The sequence below is a fragment of the Rhizobium lentis genome (genome assembly GCF_014200175.1).
Classification (GTDB): Bacteria; Pseudomonadota; Alphaproteobacteria; order Rhizobiales; family Rhizobiaceae; genus Rhizobium; species Rhizobium mulingense.
This window is the reverse complement of the sequence record NZ_JACHBD010000001.1, coordinates 194,484-219,817: the sequence shown is the minus strand read 5'-3', so window position 1 is coordinate 219,817 and position 25,334 is coordinate 194,484. Positions and strand designations below refer to the sequence as shown.

General features: G+C 60.5%; 23 protein-coding genes and 1 pseudogene. 17 read left to right on the top strand and 7 right to left on the bottom strand.

The annotated features are described in order from the left end of the window. The first annotated feature begins 293 nt into the window (after positions 1-293). From GGI60_RS01090 to GGI60_RS01055, 8 genes are all read left to right on the top strand, one after another. Positions 294-2,753 carry a beta-mannosidase gene (locus GGI60_RS01090; RefSeq protein WP_183913307.1) on the top strand — a complete coding sequence of 820 codons (2,460 nt, stop codon included), beginning with the start codon at positions 294-296 and terminating at the stop codon, positions 2,751-2,753. 39 nt (positions 2,754-2,792) lie between these two features. Next, positions 2,793-3,554, top strand: coding sequence for a sugar phosphate isomerase/epimerase (locus GGI60_RS01085; RefSeq protein ID WP_183913309.1), 762 nt, complete (start codon positions 2,793-2,795; stop codon positions 3,552-3,554). An 8-nt stretch (positions 3,555-3,562) separates the two neighbouring features. Beyond that, entirely contained in the window at positions 3,563-4,696 is a 1,134-nt protein-coding gene (locus GGI60_RS01080) for a Gfo/Idh/MocA family protein (RefSeq protein ID WP_183913311.1), read from the top strand. Positions 4,697-4,888: 192 nt separating this feature from the next. Continuing rightward, positions 4,889-5,920 carry an L-glyceraldehyde 3-phosphate reductase gene (gene mgrA / locus GGI60_RS01075; RefSeq protein ID WP_183913313.1) on the top strand — a complete coding sequence of 344 codons (1,032 nt, stop codon included), beginning with the start codon at positions 4,889-4,891 and terminating at the stop codon, positions 5,918-5,920. A 261-nt stretch (positions 5,921-6,181) separates the two neighbouring features. Next, the gene (locus GGI60_RS01070; protein ID WP_183913314.1) at positions 6,182-7,795 is read left to right on the top strand and encodes a glycoside hydrolase family 43 protein; all 1,614 of its coding nucleotides are present in this window, start codon (positions 6,182-6,184) and stop codon (positions 7,793-7,795) included. 477 nt (positions 7,796-8,272) lie between these two features. Then, the gene (locus GGI60_RS01065; RefSeq protein ID WP_183913316.1) at positions 8,273-9,199 is read left to right on the top strand and encodes an ABC transporter ATP-binding protein; all 927 of its coding nucleotides are present in this window, start codon (positions 8,273-8,275) and stop codon (positions 9,197-9,199) included. Next, positions 9,196-9,957 (top strand): ABC transporter permease, encoded by a 762-nt coding sequence (locus GGI60_RS01060; protein WP_004678436.1) that lies wholly within the window; start codon positions 9,196-9,198, stop codon positions 9,955-9,957. Before GGI60_RS01065 ends, GGI60_RS01060 begins: the two co-directional genes overlap by 4 nt. A gap of 105 nt (positions 9,958-10,062) precedes the next feature. Beyond that, the gene (locus tag GGI60_RS01055; RefSeq protein ID WP_183913318.1) at positions 10,063-10,800 is read left to right on the top strand and encodes an SDR family oxidoreductase; all 738 of its coding nucleotides are present in this window, start codon (positions 10,063-10,065) and stop codon (positions 10,798-10,800) included. Here GGI60_RS01055 and GGI60_RS01050 read toward each other — a convergent pair. Beyond that, a complete protein-coding gene (locus GGI60_RS01050) occupies positions 10,754-11,686 on the bottom strand; it encodes a LysR family transcriptional regulator (RefSeq protein WP_183913320.1) in 933 nt (310 codons plus the stop codon). The genes GGI60_RS01055 and GGI60_RS01050 overlap by 47 nt on opposite strands. A 537-nt stretch (positions 11,687-12,223) precedes the next feature. Next, entirely contained in the window at positions 12,224-12,661 is a 438-nt protein-coding gene (locus tag GGI60_RS01045; protein WP_183913322.1) for an EamA family transporter, read from the bottom strand. 438 nt (positions 12,662-13,099) lie between these two features. On the opposite strand from GGI60_RS01045, the gene GGI60_RS01040 reads away from it, so the two are divergent. After that, positions 13,100-14,365, top strand: coding sequence for an MFS transporter (locus GGI60_RS01040; RefSeq protein ID WP_183913324.1), 1,266 nt, complete (start codon positions 13,100-13,102; stop codon positions 14,363-14,365). Between the two features lie 9 nt (positions 14,366-14,374). Here GGI60_RS01040 and GGI60_RS01035 read toward each other — a convergent pair whose 3' ends face one another. The 3 genes from GGI60_RS01035 to GGI60_RS01025 are packed head-to-tail and all read right to left on the bottom strand — an operon-like array spanning position 14,375 to position 16,086. Further along, positions 14,375-15,076: a TIGR02281 family clan AA aspartic protease gene (locus GGI60_RS01035; RefSeq protein WP_183913326.1), complete on the bottom strand. Its 702-nt coding sequence runs from the start codon at positions 15,074-15,076 to the stop codon at positions 14,375-14,377. Further along, on the bottom strand, positions 15,076-15,285 hold the full coding sequence (locus GGI60_RS01030) for a DUF1289 domain-containing protein (protein ID WP_183913328.1): 210 nt from the start codon (positions 15,283-15,285) through the stop codon (positions 15,076-15,078). The genes GGI60_RS01035 and GGI60_RS01030 overlap by 1 nt, the downstream gene beginning before the upstream one ends. 18 nt (positions 15,286-15,303) lie before the next feature. Next, positions 15,304-16,086 (bottom strand): adenosylcobinamide-GDP ribazoletransferase, encoded by a 783-nt coding sequence (locus GGI60_RS01025; RefSeq protein ID WP_183913330.1) that lies wholly within the window; start codon positions 16,084-16,086, stop codon positions 15,304-15,306. 159 nt (positions 16,087-16,245) lie between these two features. Between GGI60_RS01025 and cobT the strand changes: the two genes are divergently transcribed. After that, positions 16,246-17,262 (top strand): nicotinate-nucleotide--dimethylbenzimidazole phosphoribosyltransferase, encoded by a 1,017-nt coding sequence (gene cobT, locus GGI60_RS01020; protein WP_183913332.1) that lies wholly within the window; start codon positions 16,246-16,248, stop codon positions 17,260-17,262. Positions 17,263-17,404: 142 nt separating this feature from the next. After that, positions 17,405-17,788 (top strand): diacylglycerol kinase, encoded by a 384-nt coding sequence (locus GGI60_RS01015; protein ID WP_183913334.1) that lies wholly within the window; start codon positions 17,405-17,407, stop codon positions 17,786-17,788. 1 nt (position 17,789) lies between these two features. Here the strand turns inward: GGI60_RS01015 and GGI60_RS01010 are convergent, their stop codons facing one another. After that, entirely contained in the window at positions 17,790-19,325 is a 1,536-nt protein-coding gene (locus GGI60_RS01010; protein WP_183913899.1) for a HAMP domain-containing sensor histidine kinase, read from the bottom strand. Positions 19,326-19,431: 106 nt separating this feature from the next. Between GGI60_RS01010 and GGI60_RS01005 the strand changes: the two genes are divergently transcribed. The 6 genes and pseudogenes from GGI60_RS01005 to GGI60_RS00980 all read left to right on the top strand — a co-directional run bounded on the left by GGI60_RS01005 (position 19,432) and on the right by GGI60_RS00980 (position 24,284). Next, positions 19,432-19,989: a thermonuclease family protein gene (locus GGI60_RS01005; RefSeq protein ID WP_183913337.1), complete on the top strand. Its 558-nt coding sequence runs from the start codon at positions 19,432-19,434 to the stop codon at positions 19,987-19,989. Between the two features lie 4 nt (positions 19,990-19,993). Next, complete coding sequence (locus tag GGI60_RS01000) at positions 19,994-20,626, top strand: uracil-DNA glycosylase family protein (protein ID WP_183913338.1); 633 nt, start codon at positions 19,994-19,996, stop codon at positions 20,624-20,626. 69 nt (positions 20,627-20,695) lie between these two features. Continuing rightward, positions 20,696-21,184 (top strand): Lrp/AsnC family transcriptional regulator, encoded by a 489-nt coding sequence (locus GGI60_RS00995; RefSeq protein WP_004678404.1) that lies wholly within the window; start codon positions 20,696-20,698, stop codon positions 21,182-21,184. 689 nt (positions 21,185-21,873) lie between these two features. Further along, on the top strand, positions 21,874-22,896 hold the full coding sequence (locus GGI60_RS00990; protein ID WP_183913340.1) for a porin: 1,023 nt from the start codon (positions 21,874-21,876) through the stop codon (positions 22,894-22,896). A gap of 195 nt (positions 22,897-23,091) precedes the next feature. Continuing rightward, a pseudogene (locus GGI60_RS00985) lies at positions 23,092-23,842 on the top strand (LysR family transcriptional regulator); the annotation flags it as partial. A gap of 274 nt (positions 23,843-24,116) precedes the next feature. Continuing rightward, positions 24,117-24,284, top strand: a complete 168-nt coding sequence (locus GGI60_RS00980) for a hypothetical protein (protein WP_183934451.1) — start codon at positions 24,117-24,119, stop codon at positions 24,282-24,284. A 179-nt stretch (positions 24,285-24,463) separates the two neighbouring features. Here the strand turns inward: GGI60_RS00980 and GGI60_RS00975 are convergent, their stop codons facing one another. Beyond that, on the bottom strand, positions 24,464-24,901 hold the full coding sequence (locus GGI60_RS00975) for a CBS domain-containing protein (RefSeq protein WP_183913342.1): 438 nt from the start codon (positions 24,899-24,901) through the stop codon (positions 24,464-24,466). Positions 24,902-25,334: the final 433 nt, after the last annotated feature.

Below are 25,334 nucleotides of genomic sequence, written 5' to 3'. Positions count from 1 at the left end.
ATTCTGCGGACGGGGGCCGGGGATGGCGCCGCCGCCTGCTTGCCGTAGGGCTGTTTGAATGAATTCGACCGACGCTCCACCGAAGCCGGCGCGAGCTTGGCAAGAGGCCAACTCCGCTCTCCGTCATCCTCGGGCTTGACCCGAGGATCCATGCCCGCGGCGGTCGTCGGATGCCGAGTAGATGCTCGGGTTAAGCCCGAGCATAACGGAGGCGAAGGGGGCGCAGCGAACGACAATTGCCGGACGGCGGCTCTGCGCCGTCCATCTTAAAAACGTGAATCGGAAATGAAATTGTGACGCAACAACCGCCCCCCTCCTGCATCGACCTTTCCGGTTCGTGGCAACTGACCTCCGTCGATGGCGAGATTAAGAGTGTGATCACGCTGCCAGGCGACGTGCACACCGCGCTCCACCGGGCCGGCCTGATCCCCGATCCTTATTTCGGCCGCAACGAGGAGAAAGTACAGTGGGTCGCCAAGCGCGAATGGGCGGTCGAGCGAAGCTTCACGCTGCAGGAGGCCGAGGGCGACTGGTACCTCGATATCGACTATCTCGACACAGTCGCCTCCGTTTATGTCAATGGCTTCCTGGCACTCGAAGCCGACAACAGCTTCCGCCGCTATCGCCCCGACGTGTCGAGCATGCTGAGATCCGGCGACAACGTCATCCGTATCGTGTTTGCCTCCAACTCCGCCGTCGGCGCCGAGCGGCAGAAGCAGCAGCCCTTCTATATTCCTTACAGCACCGGCAATTCGCCGATCCCGGACGGCAACATGCTGCGCAAGCCGCAATGCCATTTCGGCTGGGACTGGAATATCGCCATTGCGCCGCTCGGCCTTTACGGCACGATCGCGCTCAAAAAGCTTGAGAGCGCACGCATCGAACATGTCGTCACCCGCCAGACGCATAATCTCGACGGTTCGGTCGATCTGACGGTCACGGCAACGCTGTATTCCAAGGGGCCAAGTATTGCCCAGGTCTATTTCGATCTCGATGGCGAGCGGGTGCGCCTCGATGTCGGCGTCCATGGCGAGACCCATGTCAACCATCTCTTCCATATCGATCATCCGCGCCTTTGGTGGCCTTCCGGCAGCGGCGAACAGGCGCTCTACACGCTGTCCGTCGAATTGCCGGCGGATGAGGTGGTGAAACAGATCGGCCTTCGCACCATCGAGCTGATCACCACCCCGGATGCATCAGGCGCCCGTTTTACTTTCAAGGTCAACGGCCGCGAGATCTTCTGCCGCGGCGCCAACTGGATCCCCGCCGATGCGCTCTATTCGCTCTCCTCGCCGGAGAAGACGGAAGACCTGCTGCAATCGGCGAAAGCCGCCAACATGAATATGATCCGCGTCTGGGGCGGCGGTTTCTACGAGCAGGATCATTTCTATGATCTCTGCGACCGGCTGGGGCTGATGGTCTGGCAGGACTTCATGTTCGCCTGCAACCTCTATCCCTCGACCGAAGACTTCCTTGAGAATGTGGCGATCGAGGTGGATTACCAGGTGCGCCGGCTTTCCTCGCATCCCTCGATTGCGCTCTGGTGCGGCGACAACGAACTTGTGGGCGCGCTGACCTGGTTCGAGGAATCGAGGAAGGATCGCGATCGCTATCTCGTCTCCTATGATCGGCTCAACCGGACGATCGAGCAGGCGGTGAAGAAGGCGCTGCCCGGCGCGCTCTGGTGGCCGTCGAGCCCGGCTTCCGGCTATCTCGATTTCGGCGATGCCTGGCATGCCGATGGCTCGGGCGACATGCATTACTGGTCGGTCTGGCACGAGAACAAGTCATTCGACAATTACCGATCGGTGCGGCCGCGCTTCTGCTCGGAATTCGGCTTCCAGTCCTATACCTCGCTGCCTGTGATCAGGACCTATGCCGAGGAGAAGGATATGAATATCGCTTCTCCCGTCATGGAACTGCATCAGAAGAATGCCGGCGGCAACGAGCGCATCGCCGGCACGATGTTCCGCTATTTCCGCTTCCCCAAGGATTTCCCGAATTTCGTCTATCTCTCCCAGATTCAGCAGGGCCTGGCGATCAAGACGGCGGTGGAATATTGGCGTTCGCTGAAACCCCATTGCATGGGCACGATCTACTGGCAGCTTAACGACACCTGGCCGGTCGCCTCCTGGTCCAGCCTTGATTATGGCGGGCGCTGGAAGGCGATGCATTATCTCGTCAAGCGCTTCTTCCAGCCGGTGGCGGTCGCAGCCATTCCTTCCGAGGACGGCAAGACGATCCGCTTCTCGCTGGTCAACGACACGTTTGCGGATGTCAGCGTCGATCTTTCGATCTCGTTGCTGACGATGAAGGGCGAGCGGAAGCACGTGAAAGACGTGCAGGCCGTCTGCTCGCCGGATGCGGCGGTGACGGCCGCGACCATCGACGTTGCCGAGATCGGCGAGGGAACGCTGCTAGCCTGGCGTTTCACCGCCTCGAACGGCATGGGCGGCGAGGGCCATTATGTCAACGGCACCTACAAAGCGCTGGAGCTTGAGCCCGCGGGGCTGACGGTTACGCATGAATATGTCGAGACGAGCGGTGCGATCGACATCAACGTCACCGCTAAGGGACTTGCGCTCTTCGTGATGATCGAGAGCGAGACGGACGGCAAATATTCCGACAATGCCTTCGATCTTGCGGCCGGAGAAAGCCGCCGCATCACCTTCACCCCGGCAGAGCCGCTTGAACGCGGCAAGCTGCCGGATTTCCGGTTCTACGACCTGCAGTCCTGCCAGTCGGCGGATTGATCCTTCCCAAGCGTGGGCACGAGGCCCAAGGAGAATATGATGACGAAACTCAGCTACCAGCTCTACAGCGCGCGTAATTTCCAGCCCTATTCGGCAATTTTCGAGAAGCTCGGCAAGGCGGGCTATGCGGAAGTCGAGGGCTTCGGAGGCATCTATGCCGACCTCGACGATGCCGGCTTGAAGAGCCTTCGCGCCGAGCTCGACAAGAACGGCCTCGTCATGGCGAGCGGCCATTTCAGCCCTGATTTCCTGGAAAAGGACGTTCAGAAATCGCTCAACATCGCCAAGATTCTCGGCATGGATTCGATCTATGCGCCGCATCTGGCGGCCGACCAGCGTCCCGCCGACGCCGCCGGCTGGACTGCCTTCGGCAAGCGCCTGCAGGAGGTGAGCAAGCCTTACAAGGACGCCGGCTACGAGTTCGGCTGGCACAACCATGATTTCGAGTTCGTCAAGCTCGCCGATGGCTCGCTGCCGATCGAGCGCATCTTCGAAGGCGCGCCTGACATTTCCTGGGAAGCCGATATCGCCTGGGTCATCCGCGGCGACGCCGATCCCTTCGCCTGGATCGAAAAGCTCGGACCGCGTATCACCGCAGTTCACGTCAAGGACATTGCGCCGGCAGGCGAAGCGAAGGACGAGGACGGCTGGGCTGACGTCGGCCATGGCAAGGTCGAGTGGGCCAAGTTGATTGCAGCGCTTCGCGGCACCAGGGCCAAGCATTTCGTCGTCGAACATGACAATCCTAATGACATCGACCGCAACATCAGCCGCTCGATCGCATCCTTCCAGACTTATTGAGGCACATCATGACCAGGGAACTTGGCGTCGGCATCATCGGATGCGGCAACATCTCCACTACCTATTTCTCGCTCGCACCGCTCTTCAAAGGGCTGAAGGTGCTGGCCTGCGCCGATATCAACGTGCAGGCCGCTGAGGCCCGCGCCAAGGAATATGGCGTGAAGGCACAGACGATCGAGGCGCTTCTCGCCAATGACGAGATCGACGTCGTCGTCAACCTGACGATCCCGGATGCGCATTTTCCGGTGTCGAAAGCGATCCTCGAAGCCGGAAAACATGTCTATTCGGAAAAGCCGCTGGTGCTTTCGCTGGAGCAGGGTGAGGAGCTTCGCCGCATCGCCAAGGCGAAGAATCTCGCCGTCGGCTGCGCGCCGGACACCTTCCTCGGCGGCGCCCATCAGCTTGCCCGCAAGTTCATCGACGACGGCGGCATCGGCCGGGTCACCTCGGGGGCCTGCTATGTGATGAGCCCCGGCATGGAGATGTGGCATCCGAACCCGGACTTCTTCTTCCTGCCAGGCGGCGGCCCGATCCTCGATCTCGGCCCCTATTACATCGCCAACCTGATCAACCTGATCGGGCCGGTGAAGCGCGTCGGCGCCATGACCTCGATGGCATCGGAGACCCGCACGATTACCAGCCAACCGCGCCATGGAGAGATCATCCCGGTCAAGACGCCGACGACGATCCAGGCGTTGCTCGAATTCGTCAACGGAGCCACGGTGACGCTGTCGGCAAGCTGGGACGTGTGGTCGCATCGCCATGCCAACATGGAACTCTACGGCACCGACGGCTCGCTCTACGTGCCGGACCCGAACTTCTTCGGCGGCACCGTCGAGGCAAGCGGCCGCGACAAGGACATCAAGCCGCTGGAAGACTGGGACCATCCCTTCGGCAAGATCAACCAGGAAAGCCCGAACGGTTCGCGCGCCAACTACCGCACAGCCGGCCTTGCCGATATGGCGATGTCGCTGATCGAGGGGCGTGACGCACGCTGCTCGCTGGACCGCACGCTGCACGGTGTCGACGTTATGACCTCGATCCTGAAATCGGGCGAGGAGGGTCGGTTCATCGATCTCACCACGACCTGCACCCAGCCGGCGGCACTTGGCATCGAAGAGGCGCAGGCGCTGTTGAAGTGATTGAGACCCGCGCCGTGCGCTTGCCGTATCGGCGCGGTTGTTCCAATAGTCTCGTCATACTCGGGCTTGTCCCGAGGATCTGCCGCGCTTTCAGTAGATCCTCGGGACAAGCCACACGTTTTTTGCTTTCGGCCGCCACTTAGGGCGGATACGAAGGGGAAGCAATTTAAGACAGGTTCAGGAGACCTTCAGATGAGCTGGCAGCCGGCCGAAGACCGCTATTCGAAGATGAAATATAACCGCACGGGCCGTTCCGGCCTGAAGCTTCCGGCCGTTTCCCTCGGTCTCTGGCACAATTTTGGCGGCGACACGCCGCATGATCGCAAGATCGACATGTGCCGCACGGCGTTCGATCTCGGCATCACCCATTTCGACCTCGCCAATAATTACGGCCCGCCTCCCGGCAGCGCCGAGACCGCTTTTGGCGAGATCCTGCGGTCCGAGTTTTCCGGGCTTCGCGACGAGCTGATCATCTCCTCGAAAGCCGGCTACGACATGTGGCCGGGTCCTTATGGCGAATGGGGCAGCCGCAAGTACCTGATCGCCTCCTGCGACCAGAGCCTTAAGCGCATGGGCCTCGACTATGTCGATATCTTCTATTCGCATCGTTTCGACCCGGACACGCCGCTCGAGGAAACCTGCGGCGCGCTCGACCATATCGTCCGCTCCGGCCGGGCGCTCTATGTCGGCATCTCCTCCTACAATTCGCAGCGCACCCGCGAAGCGGCCGCGATTCTCAAGGATCTCGGCACGCCCTGCCTGATCCACCAGCCGAGCTATTCGATGCTCAACCGCTGGGTCGAAGACGACAGGCTGCTCGATACGCTTGACGAAGTCGGCATGGGTTCGATCGTGTTCTCGCCGCTGGCCCAGGGCATGCTGACCACGAAGTATCTCGGCGGTATCCCAGCCGACAGCCGCGCAGCCCAGAACCATTTCCTGAAGCGCGACTTCATCCGTCCCTCGATCATCGACAATATCGGCAAGCTCAACGCGATTGCCGAAAGGCGCGGCCAGACGCTGGCGCAGATGGCGATCGCCTGGGTGTTGCGCGGCGGCCGCGTGACCTCGGCTCTGATCGGCGCCAGCCGCTCGTCACAGATCATCGATTGCGTCAAGGCACTGGATAATCTTGAATTCAAGGCCGAGGAACTTGCCGAGATCGACGTCTACGCACGCGAGGCGGACATCAATCTCTGGGCGAAGTCGGCGGAGCGGGAATAGGGAAGGTCGGGGAAATTTAAGACCCGGAGTTCGGGCAGTTGGTTGCCACACCCTCCTTCATCTCTGTGAACTCAGGCATCCCCGAGGGATGTCACAGAGATCCAGCCATCCCAAGTCCTTGGGCTGAAGGGACTCCCTTCGCCGCACGGACGCGCGGCGGCTGAATGCCTGTGACAAGCACAGGAATGAGGGCGAGAAGTGAGCTATCTTGGCCCGTATGACGTACGTACCACAGAAATAATCTAGGAGGAGGCCGCAACTATGATCCGCAATCCCATCCTGCCCGGGTTCAACCCCGATCCGTCGATCTGCCGCGTCGGCGCGGATTATTATATCGCCACCTCCACCTTCGAGTGGTATCCCGGCGTGCAGATCCACCATTCACGCGATCTGGTAAACTGGACGCTGGTGCGCCGGCCACTCGAGCGGCGGTCGCAACTCGACATGCGGGGGAACCCTGACAGTTGCGGCATCTGGGCGCCGTGCCTTTCCTATGCCGACGGGCAGTTCTGGCTTGTTTATACCGACGTCAAGCGCTTCGACGGCAATTTCAAGGATGCGCCGAACTACATCGTCACCGCGCCTTCGATCGAGGCCGAATGGTCCGATCCGGTCTATGTCAATTCCTCCGGCTTCGATCCCTCGCTCTTCCACGACGATGACGGCCGCAAGTGGTTCGTCAACATGCAGTGGAACCACCGCACCGAAAGCTTCGGCGGCTCACCGAAATCGCCCGCCTTCGATGGGATCCTGCTGCAGGAATGGGACCCGGTAGCGAAGGCGCTGAAGGGGCCGATCAAGAACATCTTTGCCGGCAGTCCGCTTGGCCTCGTCGAAGGCCCGCATCTCTTCAAGAAGAACGGCTGGTATTACCTGACGACTGCCGAAGGCGGTACCGGCTACGACCACGCCGTCACCATGGCACGCTCGCGTCGCATCGAAGGGCCTTATGAGACGCATCCCAACATGCATCTCATCACCTCCAAGGATCACCCCGGTGCGGTGCTGCAGCGGGCCGGCCACGGCCAATACGTCGAGACGCCGGATGGTCAGGCCTATCACACCCATCTCTGCGGCCGGCCGCTGCCGCCGAAGCGGCGCTGCACGCTGGGGCGCGAGACGAGCCTGCAGAAATGCGTCTGGCGCGACGATGACTGGCTCTATCTCGAAAATGGAACTTGCGTGCCTGATGTCGATGTGCCGAGTCTTTTTGGTGCTGCGCCGGTGGAAAATCCGATGCGCAGTGAATACAGTTTCGATGGTACGGCGCTGCCGGCTGATTTCCAGTGGCTGCGCACGCCCGAGCCGCAACGTATCTTCAACCAGACGGACCGTCCGGGCCATCTCCGGTTGATCGGGCGCGAAAGCATCGGTTCCTGGTTCGAACAGGCATTGGTAGCCCGCCGGCAGGAGCATCACAGCTTCCGCGCCGAGACGGTGATCGAGTTTTCGCCCGACACCTATCAGCAGGTCGCGGGGCTGACACATTATTATAACCGCCACAAGTTCCACGCGCTCGCCGTCACGCTGCATGAAACACTCGGCCGCTGCGTCACCATCCTTTCCTGCAATGGCGACTATCCGAACGGACGCCTGAGCTTTCCGGCTGAAAGCGGGGTGGCGATCGCCGCCGAGGGCCGCGTACAGCTCGCCATGGAGATTCGCGAGAACGACCTGCAGTTCTTCTGGCAGACCGAAGGCAAGGGGGCCTGGCAGCCGATCGGCCCGGTGCTGGACGCCGGGATGATCTCCGACGAGGGTGGACGCGGCGAACACGGCTCCTTCACCGGCGCTTTCGCCGGCCTGTTTGCCTTCGACACGTCGGGGCGGGGAAAGGTCGCGGATTTTGATTGGTTTAATTACGAGGAGTTGTGAGGGTGGCTCGGCTACGCGGAACTGATAAAAAGAAAGCCGGCGCAGCGGCCGGCTGAGACGAACGCGGCTGGACAGGGGATACTCGCCGGCTCCAAGCACTTCGTGACTGAACAATAACTTTCACTACAAGCCGAGGCAGCGGTAAAGGGCGCAACAAAAACGCCGAAAAACGGCTCCGCAAAGGGATGGGCGGCGGGGCGGATGCCGGTGCTTGCCTCGGCTCTCTTATCGGGCATCAAGATCACCGTATGATGACATTCCGAACCGGCTGTTACCTTTCTTTTCCCCGGGTTGGTCATTGCGATGATAGTCGAAAAGCTGGCATCTTGGCCATATCTCCAGCGGGTGACTCCGTCGTCGCCAGTAACGGTGTTGGCGCTGCGTGAATGCAGTGTTCACGTTCCCGAAGGATGTCAAATCGTCACAGACGAACTATATAGCGGGCCGAAATACTTCGAGAATCCTTAAGAGTTCCGCATGGCCCCCATTATTTCCGTTCAGAACCTGACCAAGACCTATGCCAATGGGTTCGAGGCCCTGAAAGGCATCAACCTCGACGTGGAGAAGGGCGAGATTCTGGCGCTGCTCGGACCGAACGGCGCCGGCAAGACGACGCTGATCTCGATCATCTGTGGCATCGCCAATCCGAGCGGGGGGCAGGTGCTGGTCGCCGGTCACGACGTCGTCAAGGATTTCCGCGCCACGCGTTCCATGATCGGGCTTGTGCCGCAGGAACTGACGACCGATCAGTTCGAGACAGTGTTCAATACGGTGAGCTTTTCCCGTGGGCTGCATGGCAAGAAGGCCAACCCCGCCCATATCGAGAAGGTGCTGCGGGCGCTCTCGCTCTGGGACAAGAAGGACAACATGCTGCGCCAGCTCTCCGGCGGCATGAAGCGGCGTGTGCTGATCGCCAAGGCGCTCTCCCACGAGCCGGAGATCCTTTTCCTCGACGAGCCGACCGCCGGCGTCGACGTGACGCTGCGCAAGGATATGTGGAATGTCGTCGAGCAGCTGCGGGCTTCCGGTGTCACCATCATCCTGACAACACATTACATCGAAGAGGCCGAGGAGATCGCCGACCGGGTCGGCGTCATCAACGGCGGGCAATTGCTGCTCGTCGAGGACAAGGCGGCGCTGATGGCCAAGCTTGGCCGCAAGCAGCTCATTCTCGATCTCATCGAACCGCTCGAGCGGCTGCCGGACTGCTTCGCCGGCAACGGATTGACGCTGGAAGCTGATGGCTGCCGGCTGACTTATGATTTCGATACCGATAATGAGCAGGAGAGCATCGCGACCCTGCTAACCCGGCTGAGCGAGAACAATATCCATTTCAAGGATCTCTCGACGCGGCAGAGTTCGCTCGAAGACATCTTCGTGGCGCTGGTGGGAGCGGCAAAATGAACGTCGAAGCAATCAAATCGATTTATTTCTTCGAGATGGCGCGCACGCGCCGCACCCTGCTGCAGAGCGTGATCTCGCCGGTAATTTCGACATCGCTCTATTTCATCGTCTTCGGCGCGGCGATCGGCTCCCGCATACAGGAAGTGGAGGGGGTATCCTACGGCGCCTTCATCACACCCGGCCTGATCATGCTGACGCTGCTCGGCCAGTGCATCAGCAACGGCTCCTTCGGCATCTATTTCCCGAAATTCACCGGCACGATCTACGAGGTGCTGTCGGCGCCGGTGGCGATGACGGAAATCCTGCTCGGTTATGTCGGGGCGGCGGCGACCAAGGGGATGATCATCGGTTTCATTATCCTGCTGACTGCCAATCTTTTTGTCGACGTCAGGATCGAGCATCCTTTCATGATGATCCTGTTCTTCCTGCTGACGGCCGTCACCTTCAGCTTGTTCGGCTTTATGATCGGCATCTGGGCCGGTAATTTCGAGCAGCTGAATCTTATTCCGATGCTGGTGGTGCCGCCCCTGACCTTCCTCGGCGGCAGCTTCTACTCGATCAACATGCTGCCGCCCTTCTGGCAGGCAGTCAGTCACTTCAATCCAGTCCTCTATCTCGTCAGCGGTTTCCGCTGGAGCTTCTACGGGATCGCCGATGTCAATCCGGCGACCAGCCTGGCGATGATCACGGTGTTCCTGGCGATCTGCCTCGGCACGCTCGGCTGGATCTTCAAGACCGGTTACCGGCTGCGCAACTGACACTGACCGTGGTCATCGGAAACTCCGATGACGCTATCGATTTCTTCCGTTTTTCTTCCGCTGCGGTCTCGGGCATCTGCTGTCTCATTCGAATGGAGATGCGAGATGACTGCTATCAGGATTGAAGGTGTGAAGGTGTTGATCGTCGGCGGCAGTTCCGGCATGGGACTGGCGCTTGCCATGCGCCTGCTTGCCGAGGGAGCGTCGGTGACGATCGTGGGGCGCAGCAGGGAGAAGATCGCGGCAGCCCGCCGCCACCTCGGCGATCATCCGAACCTTGCGACGCGTGCCGTCGATATAACCCGCGAGGAGGAGGTCGCCGCGCTGTTTCAGGACGGCGAACCACTGGATCATATCGTCAGCACGGCGGCCAATATCGACGGCGCTTATCAGCTTCTGCCGTCGATCGAGCTTGCGGCGGCGCAGCGGGTGGTCGAAAGCAAGCTTTACGGGCCGCTGCTTCTGGCGAAGCATGGCGCCATCGGCCTGCCGCCAGGGGGATCCATCACCTACACCTCAGGGGTCGCCGCCTATCGACCGGCGGCGCGTGGCGCGGTGGTCGCAGCCGTCAACGCGGCGCTCGAAGGCCTGGTGAGAGCGCTTGCCGTCGAGTTGGCGCCCATCCGTATCAACGCCGTATCACCCGGATGGGTCGATACGCCGATCTGGCGCTTTGTCGCCGGCGACGCCAAGCATGCGACGCTGAACACGATGGCGGAGCGCCTGCCGGTAGGCCGGGTCGGGCAGCCGGAGGATATTGCCGACGCAATCCGTTTTCTCATCGGCAACGGCTTCACTACAGGCACGATCCTGCACGTCGAAGGTGGACATCGGCTGGTTTGACCTGCGAGAGATTTTCGCTTGCTGACTGCAGGATAAGGGCGAGCGCAGGCGGCTGAACGCGCCGGCGCCGCCACGTCATCACCAGCGAAGCGGCTGGCGGTTTGCCCGGCCACGACAATTCGACGATTTCGCCACGCGCCGGAGACAACCCGATCGCGAGGCGCGGGACAAGCCCATAGCCGGTGCCGGAGGCAACGAGGCGAATGATCGTCGCAATACTGTCTGCTTCCGTCGCAATGGGCGGCGGCGTCACGCCCGCTTCCGCAAAGGCCGTATCGAACAGATGGCGATAGACGCAGCCTGCCTCAGTCGCAACAAAGGGTGCGGTACTCAGCGCCGCCAGGCTATCAAATGAGGATAGCTGCGAGTTGTGGCCCGCGATCAACACCAGCGGTTCGCTGCAGATATGGCGCGTCGCGAACCGCTCGTCCTCATGGCCGCGATCGAAAGTGAAGGCGACGTCGATGGAGCCGTGCTGCAAATGCGCATGCAACTCGCCACTGCCGCCAACCTTGAGTTTGAGAGCAAGGCCAGGGTTCTGCCGACGGAATCTGGAGAGCCAGGGCGCCAGCCTTTCAGCGGCGATGGTTTCGAGCGTGCCCAATATGACCGATTGTTCGGCGTTGCCGGCGGCCGAGCGGACCGCGTCCTTCGCCTCGCCATTCAGCGCCAAGATCTCTTCCGCATAGGCCTTCAAAGCTGCCCCTGCCGGCGTGGGGACGACACCTTGCCGGGATCGAACAAAGAGCTCGGCGCCCAATTCCTCTTCCAACGCCTGAATCTGGTCGCTGAGGCTCGACTGGGCGAGGTTGACCTCGGAAGCGGCGCGCGTGAGGTTTCCGTGGCGGATGACCGCAAGGAATGTCTTCAGTTGTCGTGGGGTCATGTCTGGTTCCGGCATTGCGCAGGCGCAGAATACAAACAAAGAGGACCGAGCGGCAATGAGGACGCGCCGCAATTTTAACACGGAAAATTTCCAGCGTTGCTGTCATCGACCGCGGGGGCAAGGGATGATCATCAGCAGCGTGTTTGAATTCTTCGCGATCGCCACGCTCCTCTGCTTAAATCCACAAGAAAGCAGGTCGCACGACGCCGCAGCACCCGTCAAAGTTACTTGTGCCGTGGTCATGGGGCAACACGAGCCGATCTCTGCTGAGGTATCATACGTCCCGGATGTTGCTTGCGAGCTTGTCGACCATGCCGATCCCGCCGTCCATCTCTCGATTACAGTGTATTCGGACTTGAAGGGGGTGAGCTGCGCATCTATTGCTGGTCTGATCCCTGTTCCTTCAGGGGTTCGCGATCGCGCATCGATTTTTCCAGCCGGCGATTTACGGCCGACATCTTTAGGCGAGTCTGACTTCGGTATTGCGGTTCCGCTTGTTGTAAGGCAGCGACCTATTTTCGGCGAAGCCCTTTCCCCTCAGGCGCTGTTGACGAGGAGAGCGCCTGAGAGAATGAGGAGGGTGCCGGCGGCGAGCTTGAGTGTGTTGATCTCTGAGGCTTCGCCGAGGTAAAGGGCGCCGATTGCCAGCGTCACCAGCACGTTACAGCTCCAGATTGGCGCGAGTTTCGAGACGGGTACGCCGTAAGCGAAGAGCGCGAAGCTGATCAGGCCGGTACCGAGGGCGAAGCAGGCGCCGGCGGTTGCGGCAAAACCGAGGCCCTCGATGCTCCAGGGAGCGGGGCGCCAGATCAGCGCGGCGACCAAGCCGGCGAGAGCACAGGCGGCGCCGAAGACGATCAGATAGACGGCGGAGCCTGTGGCGGACATGGCGCTCTGCTTCTGGAAGATGGCGGCAATGCCCCAGAATATGGCGGGCAGAATGCCGCCGATGACGATCGGCCAGAGTGAATTCATCGCGAAACTCCTGTCGCACTCATAGGTCAAGCCTTCGCCTCAGGCGAAGGCCGATCGAACATGCGGGGTGCCACCAGACTAGGAGTTTCTTCTTGCTCTTTGTGGTCTTGTTGTTTTGCGAGCGAAGGTGCCAGATCCGGCCGTTACCGTAAAGTGCGCATTACGCCATTGGCCGCACGGGTTCGCCGGATTGCATTTCCAACAGGCGGTGAAACCTCACGTTGACGAGGTGGAAATATTGGTCTAGCCATAGCGGTCATGAAGATCGCTATGGTTCTTGTCGTGGTGATAACGCGCATGGGCAGGATGGTGTAACCATCCGGCGATCGGCCCTATGCGCGGTAAATCAAGCTCCTGACGGGGCTTTTTTTGTGCCCTGAATTTGCGCCTCGCCTCGTCAGACTCTCCCACAATCTCGCTGACAAGACGGGTAAAACCATGACACGCGACAATTCCGTTCAGACTCCCGGCAACCGCCTGACAGAGAAAACGGTCATGACACCGACAGCGGCGCCCCGACGCACGATCCTTCTCCTGCTGACGGCGCTCTCGGTCTTGCCGGTCAACATATATCTGCCGGCGCTGCCAAACATCGCAATCACGTTTCAGGCCGATTTCGCGCTCGTCAATCTTTCGATTGCGGGTTATGCGATCATCAACGCCGTGACGGAAATTATCGCGGGCGCGATGTCGGATCGCTACGGCCGCCGCCCGGTTGCGCTGATCGCCGTTTCCATTTTCATCGTTGCGTCGATCGGCTGCGCGTTAGCTCCCAATATCGGTGTTTTCCTGTTGTTTTGCGTGATGCAGGCGTCGATCGCCGCCTGCTTCTGCGTTGCCCTCGTCGTCATCAAGGAGACGGCGGGTGACCGCCAGGCCGCCAACAGGATCGGCCACGCCGCCATGGGATGGGCCATCGCGCCGATGCTCGGTCCGAGCTTCGGCGGCGTTCTGGATGAAGCGTTTGGGTGGCGGGCGATCTTCGTCGCTCTGGCGCTGCTTGGCGCAGCCATCCTCGCCATCTCCATGCGCGAGCTGAAGGAAACGGCCGGACACGCCTCAAGATCGAGAGGCAATTACTTTGCTTCCTATCGGCAGCTTCTCAGCTCATCACGGTTCTGGACGTATACGCTGTGCATGGCCTGCTCCACCGGCACTCTCTATATCTTCCTCGGCGGCGCATCCCTGGCCGTTGGTTCGTTCGGCGGATCGAGCGCGAAACTGGGCTTCTTCATGGGAATGGTTCCCGCAGGGTTCATTCTCGGCAGTTATATCGCTGCCCGATTGGCGGGGAAATCGCTCGGCACCACACTTGTCATTGCGCGCCTGTCGACGTGCATGGGCCTGCTGCTGGGGCTGATCCTGTCGATCTCAGGCGTTACGCATGTCCTGGCGTTTTTCGGACCCTGCATGTTCATCGGCATCGGCAACGGTTTGACCTTTCCCGCCGCCAATCTGGGCGTGATGTCGGTTCGCGCCGATCTCGCAGGTACCGCTGCCGGACTTGCCGCCGCCATGTCGATCGCCGGCGGAGCGCTGATCGCTTCGATCGCCGGACTTTTTCTCCGGGAGGCCGGCGCGATTCCGACGCTGTTCGCGATGTTACTGACATCGGCGTCGCTTGCTTTGTCGGCAGCGCTTTTCGCAGCTTTTATCGACGCTCCTCATCGAGAGCCTGCAGAAAGCGGATCGGGGATAAATTAATCCGCCGGTTCAATCCCGCAGGCGCAATTCGTCGGTCTGCATCTGCATGGAGCCTAGCGTTTCCAGGAAGCTCATGCCGAGCAGGCTCTGGTCGAGTCGGCCGTCCTCGGCGACGCTGGCTGCGACGTTGTTGCGGATGATCGGACCGATCGCCACCTCGTCGAGAGTGATCGGGGCTGCGCGGCTGCGGCCGTTGGCGGTCATGACCGTCATCGAGTAGGTGAGCCCGGTGAGATCGATGCCGATGCGTTCGGCATCCTCGTGCGAGAGCGCCACCATGCTGGAGCCGGTGTCGACAAGCATCTCGACCGTTCGGCCATTGACATTGACGTCGGCTTCGAAATGGCCGCTCAACAGCTTGTGCAGGATGATTTCCTTGCCGCCCTCGCTCGTCGTGACGACGACGGCGTGGCCGGGAACGAGGCCGGCGAGCACGCGGTTGCCGACTCCGAGTGCTTCCTGGCGATAAAGATAGACGGTGACCAGCGTCAGGATGATCACCAGCCAGATCATCATTTGGCGCATGGTTTCACCGACGCGGCGCCGGCTTCCCCAGATGCCGGCCGACAGCATCAGCGCGATCGGCAGCAGGTAAACGACGCGGCCGAAATCGTCGCTTTGCAGGCCGAGGATGCGGCTGCCGTCATTGTTGAGGATCAGCACGGCAAGGCCGATGCCGATCACGACGAGAAAGACAGTCAAACGGATCATCAGAGCCGCTCCGGCTGTTCGGCGAGGTTTGATTTCATGTGGGTCCTTGTGGCAGCCGCGAGCCTCGCCGGCAGCACCGCCATGATCCCGCCCCGTTCGGCATCGGTATAGGTCATCCAGCCGCCAATTTCCTCAAGAGTGCGGCCGCATCCGGCGCAAAAACCGGTGGCTGAAACCATGGAACAGACGTGAATGCAAGGTGTTTGCATGGAGGATATATCGGAGTTTCAAAGAGCCGTCGCAAGGGCGCAAAAAGTGGCGATTTCGCAAATCTGCTGCGTTGCCCCCAGCGTGTCGCCCGTGTGCCCGGCAAGCCGGCGGCGGATGAAGACGGTGCAGGCAAATCCTGCGATGCCGGTGGCGAGCAGGCTGGCGACGAGCGGCTGCAGGCCGAAGGCCGGCCAGATCAAAAGCGCTGCGAGGAGACCGGCCGAAACGAGCGCAAAATGCATCGCCGCCTCATCCGGCTGACCGTTGGAGGCGGCCACGCCATCGGCCTTTGCCGGCGGCAGCCGCTGCCAATGCCAGACGATCGCGCCGCGGCTCAGCGCCGCGACGGCGGGAATGGCAAGGACTGCTGCGAGCGGCGAGGAATGGCGGACAATGGCGGCAAGCGCTGCTGCCCGGATCGCTAAGGAGAGAATGAGCGCGATGGCGCCATAGGTGCCGATCCGGCTGTCTTTCATGATGATGAGGCTCTGCTCGCGGCTCTTGCCGCCGCCGATGCCGTCGGCCGTATCGGCTAAGCCATCTTCGTGCAGCGCGCCGGTGGCAAGAGCCTGGACTGCAAGTGCGACCAATCCGGCCACCAGCGGATCGGCTTGCATGCCTAGAAGAAGGAGGAGAGCGAGGGCTGGGACAAAGCCGATGAGAAGGCCGGCGAAGGGAAAGGCGCGCACCAGGCGGCCGAGCCTGCCGTCATAGCCGTGGAACAGCGCTGGCGGCATGGGAAGGCGGCTGAGGAAGGCGACGGCGCGGGCGGTATCGACCGCATAATCCTTGATCTTCATTCTGTTTCGTTCTGCCGAAGGCCCCGGCGGCGCTTTTGGTGTTGTTCGCTTCGTTCGCCGGCTTTAAGAGAGAGCCACCGCAAAGAAGCTGATTTGCTCGACGCAAACAAGTGGTTTGCGTGAAAACAAGAATAGCCGATTCATAGGAATACCGCACAGATGAGCGTTTCAGGCCTGCCGTTCGACGATTTCCGTACCCTGCTCCGCGACCTGCCGGGGCCGGATGCCCGCGCGCTGGTGGCCGCACGCGAACGCGATGCGCAGCTGACCAAGCCGCCGGGTGCGCTCGGACGGCTCGAAGAAATTGCCTTCTGGCTCGCCGCCTGGACCGGTCGCTCACCGGCCGTCAACCGGCCGCTGGTGGCAATCTTCGCCGGCAATCACGGCGTCACCAGGCACGGCATTACCCCTTTTCCTCCGGCGGTGACGCAGCAGATGGTCGAGAATTTTGCAGCCGGCGGCGCGGCGATCAACCAGATTTGCGTCGCTTATGATCTCGGCCTGAAAGTCTTCGACCTGGCACTCGATTATCCCACAGGCGACATTACCGAGGAGGCGGCTCTGTCCGAGCGTGACTGCGCCGCGACCATGGCCTTCGGCATGGAAGCAATCGCCGGCGGCACCGATCTGCTCTGCATCGGCGAGATGGGCATCGGCAATACGACGATTGCGGCTGCGATCAATTATGCCCTCTATGGCGGTTCGGCGCGCGATTGGGTGGGGCCCGGCACCGGCTCTGAAGGCGACATGCTGGAGCGCAAGATCGCGGCGGTGGAAAAGGCAGTGGCGCTGCATAGCGACCATCTCGATGATCCGCTCGAGATCATGCGGCGGCTCGGCGGGCGCGAGATTGCAGCGATGGCCGGCGCTATTCTTGCCGCCCGCATGGAGCGCATTCCGGTGCTGATTGACGGTTATGTCGCGACTGCCGCGGCTGCGATTCTCAAAGCCGCAAATCCTACCGCGCTCGATCATTGCCTGATCGGCCACGTCTCGGCCGAACCCGGGCATCTGCGCTCGATCGAGATGCTTGGCAAGACGCCGCTTCTGGCGCTCGGGATGCGGCTCGGCGAAGGCACCGGTGCGGCACTGGCCGCCGGCATCGTCAAGGCGGCGGCCGCCTGCCATTCCGGCATGGCAACCTTTGCGCAGGCGGGTGTTAGCGGCAAACATTGAGGCTGCTGCCGGCACCGGCGATGCGGGCTCCGGTTCGCTTGCGCCGTTCAGTCGGATTCGCTATTTGCCTATTGGCTCACCAAAGGGGAGATGGCGAAGACTTTCCCGGGTCTGGGGCGCAACGGGAAGAGGAGAGGGCGTATTGACCAAGCCTGCGGTGACGAAAGAGACCGGATTTCGGCATTTCATCGCCGCTGCCAGCTATTCCTGGGCGGGCTTTCTGCGTGTGCTGAAAGAGGCGGCCTTCCGCCAGGAGCTCGGATTCTTCTTCGTGTCGCTCGTGGCGCTGGCGCTGGTCGGGGCAAGCGCCGGCGAGATCGTCATCGCGGTTCTGCTATTTCTCGGGCTGTTTTCGATGGAGGCGATGAATACAGCCGTCGAGGAAGTGATCGACCGGATTTCACCGGAGATTTCGATCGTCGGCAAACATGCCAAGGATCTCGGCTCCTTCGCGGTGACCTGCATGATCGCCGCCTGCTGTCTCTATCTCGGATTCGTTCTCGGCAAACACCTGTTTTTTGGTTGAATCAGGCAAAGCTCTTGCGCTTGCGCGCGACGGCCTGAGCCTCTTCGACAGCCGGCAGGCTCTGGAGCACGCGTTTGGCGGGCAGGATGGCGATGACCTCTGTGCCCTCGCGCAGCTTCGATTTCAGCAGGAACTGTCCGTCATGCTTGGCAAGGATCGCCTGGACGATCGGCAGGCCGAGGCCGGTGCCCTGCTCGGCGCTCTTGATGGCGATCGAGCCCTGGCCGAAGGCCGAGAGCACAACGGGAATCTCTTCTTCCGGAATGCCGGGTCCGTTATCCTTGATCGAGATGTACTGGCCGCCGCCGGCCGTCCAGCCGACCTTGACGTGGATTTCGCCGCCCTGCGGCGTGAATTTGACGGCATTGGAGAGAAGGTTGAGCACCACCTGGCGCATCGACTTCTCGTCCGCCCAGATGGCCGGCAACTGCCGCTCGAACTGATCCGAAATGGCGATATTCTTGGCGCGCGCACGCAGCTGGACCATGCCGATGCAATCTTCGGTGATATCGAGAAGCGAGATCGCCTCTTCGCTCAGTTCGTATTTGCCGGCCTCGATGCGCGACAGGTCGAGGATTTCGTTGATGAGATCAAGCAGATGCTGGCCGGAGCGATGAATATCGCCGGCATATTCCTTGTAGGTCGGATTGGCGAGCGGCCCCATGACTTCTGCCGACATCACCTCGGAAAAGCCGAGAATGGCGTTGAGCGGGGTCCTGAGTTCGTGCGACATGGAGGCAAGGAAGCGGGACTTGGCGAGGTTTGCCTCCTCGGCGCGACGACGCGCCTCGTCAGACATCGATTTCGCCACTTCCAGCTCGGCGATCAGGTCGTCTTTCTCCGACTGATAGGAAAGGATCCTGAGGTTCGATTTGAAGAGCCGGTCGCTGATGTAGTTGAAGAAGACCAAGGTGGTCGTGAACAACCCGGTCAGGCTGATTTCGAGGAGGTCGCGCGATAGGCCACTCTTCGCGCCAAGCGCCAGGACCGCCGGTGCGAAGGCGACCAGCACGGCAGGCGTCAGCATGAAATTCGACATCGCCGTGACGGAGAGCGCAATCAGCAATGTTGCGCCCTTATAGAGAATGAAGCTCGACGGCTCGCAGGTGTCGCAGCTCTGCAGCGCGAAGACGGCCCAGCAGCAGCCGACCAGGAACTGGCCGGAGAGCAGCAGGCGGCGCCATTTGCGGGCGCTCTCGGAGGTGATTTCCTGGCGGCGCGCGCGCCGCGCCAACAGAATATTGCCAGTGTGGCAGGTGAGCGTCAGCAGCGCCCAGAAGAGCAATCGAGTGTCTTGGGTGAAATAAACGCCGAGGGCGGTAATGATGACGACAAAGAGCGGCATGATCGTCGCGCCCTGCAGCATCGACGCGATGTACATCTTAAGTACATCACGGTCGAAGGAGGAATTGGACGCATGGCCGGACTGAAGACGTTCGCGCGTCTGCCGCACGGCCTTGGAAACGGCCTTGTTGCGGTGGGTGCGCGACCTGTCGACGATAATCTTGTCGGTCGATGTGCTTACGCCGGTACTCATGTGCACGTTGAAACTTCATCCCAGGGTGGATAAGAGCTTAACCGGCAATTCTTAAGAAGATGTTTGCCATCTTTGCCAAGGATTTGTTTTTTAAGGAGGCGAAAGCGTGACACGGGGCCTGCGCCTGATTCGCGACGGCGTAACCGCTTTTGCCCTCCTGGCGCTCCTGGCGCTGATCGCCGCCAAGGTCAACGATACTGCGGCCACAAAGCATGCGGGCGCCTTTCATGCCGCCGATGGCGACAGTCTTTCTTTGGGGCGGGAACGCTTCCGTCTCGAAGGCATCGATGCACCGGAGCTTAATCAGAGCTGCGAGCGGGCGGGAGCGGTCTGGGCTTGCGGGCGCGCTGCGCGCCAGGCGCTGCAGGAGATGGTGCTGGTATCGGGAACGCTTTGCCAGGGCAGCCGGCGCGACCGTTACGAGAGGCTGCTCGTCGTCTGCCGCGATGGGGCAGGCGGAGACATCAATGCCGCCATGGTCCGGCGGGGCATGGCCATCTCCTATGGCGGGTACGGCAAGGAGGAGGCCGAAGCGAGGGTTGCCAAGGCGGGGATGTGGGCCGGAAGTTTCGAACGGCCGCGCGATGTGCGCGACCATGCCCGCCAGAATTCCGGTTTCGACGCGGCGCTGCGCCTCATCGGGCGGATCGTCGGATGGGAGTAAAGCGATGACCGACGAAGCCGAGCTGGAAATTTTGCGACGTGAAATCGCCGCCTGCCGCATCTGTCGCGACGCGCCGGCAAAGGGCGCCGCGCGGCGGTTGCCGCACGAGCCGCGGCCGGTGGTCGTGATTTCTTCGAACGCCCGCATCCTGATCGCCGGGCAGGCGCCCGGACTTCGCGTGCATGAGAGCGGCCTGCCATTCGACGATGCCTCGGGCGACCGGCTGCGATCGTGGCTCGGTGTTGACAGCGCAACATTCTACGACCGCGACCGGTTCGCCATCGTGCCAATGGGCTTCTGCTTTCCCGGCTACGACGGTAAGGGGGCAGATCTGCCGCCGCGTCGCGAATGTGCGCCGTTCTGGCGGCAAAGAGTCATTTCGGCGATGCCGCAGATCGAACTGGTGCTGGTCATCGGTCAATATGCACAGGCCTGGCATATGGCCGGCGGAAGCCAGGCCGGTATGACCGAGACGGTGCGGGGGTGGCGCGACAGCCTTATGTCCGGCCGATCGCCGGCGGTGCTGCCGTTGCCGCATCCGAGCTGGCGCAACAGCGGCTGGCTGAAACGCAATTCCTGGTTCGAGGAAGAATTGCTTCCTGTCTTGCGGGCACGGGCAAAAATGCTGCTTTCCTGAAACAAAATTCTTTTCGTCGCGCGGAATCGAGGTATACAAAGAAAAAAATTCGAAAGGACTGACGTGCGCATGGACCGCCTCGACCGAAAAATACTGCGTCTGCTGCAAGAAGATTCAACCCTTGCCGTTGCTGACCTCGCCAAGAAAGTGGGGCTGTCGACGACGCCATGCTGGCGCCGTATCCAGAAAATGGAGGAAGACGGCGTCATAAAGCGTCGGGTTGCCATCCTCGATCCCGAGAAGGTCAACACCAAGGTCACGGTTTTCGTGTCGATTCGCACGGCTACCCACTCGATCGAGTGGCTGCGCCGTTTTTCCGAGGTGGTCGCGGAATTCCCCGAAGTTGTCGAATTCTACCGGATGAGCGGTGATGTCGATTATCTCTTGCGAGTCGTCGTGCCCGATATCGCAGCCTATGACGCCTTTTATAAGCGGATGATCGCAAAGATCGAGATTCGCGACGTCTCCTCCGCCTTCGCGATGGAGCAGATCAAGTATTCGACGCAGTTGCCGCTGGACTACATGATTCTCGAGAACGCCAAGTCCAACGAGGATTGACGCCGGTGTGATTTGCGATTGCGCGAATAGGTTGTATCTGGACGATAGGCGCGGTCGCGTATGTCACGCCTGAGTCTGGCCGCTCAGGCGATTCGACTGCATGCAGGAATGTGCGGGGCGAAATGCGGCTTTCCCGAGAAAGCGGTCGCAATTGCAGTAAAAGCCGGAAAAAACGCGAAAAATGGCTCCGTTTTCGCCAAAAAGTATATAGCCTAGTAACGATTGCGAGGCTATGATATGTGACATCAGTGAGGGTCATGTCATCATTTTGTCTCATTGGTATCGAATTCAGGACATCATGTTCTACACCGCTGCCTTGTATATGTTCATTAGCGGGCGGTAGATTTTAGGCTTTACCAATATGTCCGACAGGGGGTCGGGCGGTGAAGAATTTGACGATGCAGGTAGCGTTTGCGGCCGGCGATGGAGGTTTCCGTCGCGGGGTCGCTTGTCGTGTTTTTTTTGGCTAAATATCTGGAGTTGTTGTATAAAAATCACGTTTGCGGGGAAAGTTGCTGAACCTGATCCTTCTCGCCTGCATCGAGAATTGCCTGAGAGAGCCTTGTATGTGATGACGGTTTGGCGGTTCGATCGATCCGCACGCCGAGATGGCTGTTCAAACTGGGCCGGCTTCAAATCGACTACCCGATTGGAAGCCAGCCCCGATCGACAAAGGAATGGATTGGTAAATGAACATCAGAATGGTTTTGCTCGCATCAGCAGCAGCATTTGCTGCATCGACGCCGGTTCTTGCAGCTGACGCTATCGTTGCTGCCGAGCCGGAACCGGTTGAATATGTTCGCGTCTGCGACGCTTACGGCACCGGCTACTTCTACATCCCGGGCACCGAAACCTGCCTCAAGATCGAAGGCTACATCCGTTTCCAGGTTGACGTTGGTGATCAGCCGCTCAACGGCTCGCTCAGCAACGATTCGGATTGGGATGCCCGTACACGCGGCCAGGTTCAGTTCACGGCCAAGAGCGACACCGAGTACGGTCCGCTGACCGGCGTTATCGTCATGCAGTTCAATGCTGACAACGCTTCGGATCAGGATGCCATCCTCGACTCCGCTTACCTCGACGTCGCGGGCTTCCGCGCCGGTCTCTTCTACAGCTGGTGGGACGACGGCCTCTCCGGCGAAACCGACGACATCGGTTCGATCGTAACGCTGCACAACTCCCTCCGCTATCAGTATGAAAGCGGCACCTTCTACGCTGGTATCAGCGTCGACGAACTGGAAGACGGCTTCTATAAGTCCGACGAAGGCCCGAACAACGTTGGCGTTGCCTTCGGCATTGGCGGCACCGCTGGCGCGTTCAGCTACCAGGTCACCGGCGGCTGGGACTTCGACAACGAAGACGGCGCTGTCCGTGCAATGGGTACGGTTGAAATCGGTCCCGGTACGCTCGGCCTCGCTGCCGTATACTCCTCCGGCCCGAACTCCTACTACTCCGCAGCTGAATGGGCTGTCGCTGCCGAATACGCAATCAAGGCAACCGACAAGCTCAAGATCACTCCTGGCGTCCAGTACTACGGTGACTACTACGCTTCCGGCGACGACTTCAGCAATGACGACGCTTGGAAGGTTGGTCTGACGGTTGATTACCAGATCGTCGACAACTTCTACGCCAAGGCTTCGGTTCAGTACCTCGATCCGGACAACGGCGACGACTCGACGTCTGGCTACTTCCGCCTGCAGCGTTCGTTCTAATCGACTTAATGATGCTCCCGGTCTCCTGACCGGGGGCACTCAATCAGTTTCTGATCCGAGTGACCTCCGATCAGCTACGGGGACGGGTCCGGTCTTCCCTGCCGGACCGTCCTTGCAGCGTTTTTGCTCCCATCTTCATGGCAGTTTTTTTGATCGCCATCCAGGCAGGCCGACCGGCATGTTGCGTATCGCACGTCGGCATCCAGTCGCGATCTGAAGATACCCCGTTCGAAACTCAGCAGGCGAGTCAGCCGCCTTGAGGACGGGCTCGGCGCACGGTTGATAGAGCGTTCGACCCGTCACTGAGGCCCAGTCCGACCCGCAGGGCGTGGTGCGGATGGCCTACCCGCTCGGTCTTGTCGACATCTCCGTGGGCGGGATACTGCCTGAATTCGTCGAACGTTATCCAAGATCAAGTTGCAGATCATTGGCTCCGACCGGCGCCCGATCTCATCAACGAACGGATTGATCTCGAGGTGAGGCGACCAACGAGCCGGAGACGCAGACAAGCCTGACGATGCGCAAGCTCGACCGGACGCGGTGCGTCCTCGTCGCAAGTCCGTCGCTCGTCGAGCGCAGCGGTGGGTTGAATTGCGTGGACGAACTCGCCGATCAGCCGACGCTGGCGATGATCTCATGGGTGTCGTTCCATACCAGGGAACTCATCGGCCCGAATGATGACGAACGGGTCATCCGGCAACAGCCGCGGCTGACTTGCCGCAGCATGACCGCCATTCTCGATGCAGCCCGCGCCGGCCTCGGCTTCGGACTGCTGCTCGAAAGTGCCTGTGAGGCGGATCTTCAGGCTGGCAGGCTGGTGCGGGTGCTGCCGGAATGGCAGTCGGAAGAAAGCGAGTTTTATATCGTTTTCACGACGGCCAGGGGCATGCCGCCGGCGGTAAAAGTGCCGATCGATTTTTTGGTCGAAAAATCCAGGCATCACTGACGGCCAGGCGAAAGCCTCGGCCCTATAGGTGTGCTTTGCCGAAGATCTGGCCGTCGATCTAATTTGGGGCTTCAGCCGGGTATGGGTAGCTCTCAGACGACCAGGCACGAGGTAGGCGGGAAAAAGCTCGAGGAGCGGCGGCCTGTCATCGTTCAAGTCGGACAGCCCGCACTGAAGCTGGGCGGTTACCGCGGCACGGACAAGCATGCGGTACGGACAATCAGAGGAACGATCTGCCTCGACCAATGTTGAATCCTGGGCGGTGGAGTCCCTGATGATGCGAATGCTGATGATCGTCATTATCGGAGCAATGATTGCTTCAATACTCGGTATCCTGGCGATCAAGCCATTTGATCGCGGTAGCGACGAGCCACCGCCGGTGATTCAACAACCGGAGCCGAATAGTAGTTCAACCTCGGCTGAGGTGCCAAGTTCTCGGTAAAAACAGAAGCAAACCAAGCTCTTTCCAACTGGGCTCGAGCCATAACAACGGAGCTATATGAAGCCTCCTGATGTGCGATTGCAGAACTCTCGCGCCAAAGCAATGGAGCGAGAGTCGAGAGTTGAATGAGCAGATGACCGCCGGCTCGTGGACGGCTTTCTGTGGCGCTACGCGGACCGTCAGTGGGCCGTCTGTGAATGTGCACCGCCGCGTTGCGAAATGCCGCTCAGTGCTTTGCCTGTTTCCATCGTCTCGCCCTTCATGGCGAGATCGCCAAGCGAGATGATGCCGACCAGCCGCTTGCTTCGGTTCAGCACGGGCAAGCGCCGCACTTGAAGATCCCCCATGTTGTGGAGGACGTCTTCGATATCTTCGTCATCGAAGCAGTATTTGACATCGGTACTCATTACGTCGCGGACCTTTGCGTCGGGGCCTTTGCCTTCTGCCACGCCACGAATGGCGATGTCGCGGTCGGTGATCATGCCGACCAGCCGGTCATTCTCGCCCACCGGGAGAACGCCGGCGTCGAGACGTCCCATCATTGAGGCAACATCTCGCAAAGTGTGCTCGGGATCGGTGATCTGCACGTCTGTGGTCATGCAATTGCTGACTTTCATGATAACCTCCCTGGTGCTGCCCGCGCCTCTCGCACGGGATAAGGAGAATCAACGCGCGCCGTTGGGAAACGTTCCTGCCCAGACCGGTCGGCTTTATGCGTGCCGGAGTGACGTCGTCGAAATTGACTCGACGCAAACCGTGAAAATTGTGCCGGAGTATATCTCTTCTTTCTCCTCCTCATGACGGCATCCTCGACATCGGCAGTTTAGTGACATCGATTCCGAACCAAGCAGCGCTTCTGGCCTCGGAACCTTCGGAGGAGCAATCGGTTCTTGTCGTAAAGCTAGAGGAACTGGCGATGTCCAGAAAAATTGCTGCCCCCGCCAAACGGATCGACCCTAAAGGGCAGCCTGTCCACCGTTCCGACGACCAGGCGGCCCCGCGGAGTCTGACGATCGCCAGCATCCGCCACGAGATACAAGAGAGACGCCG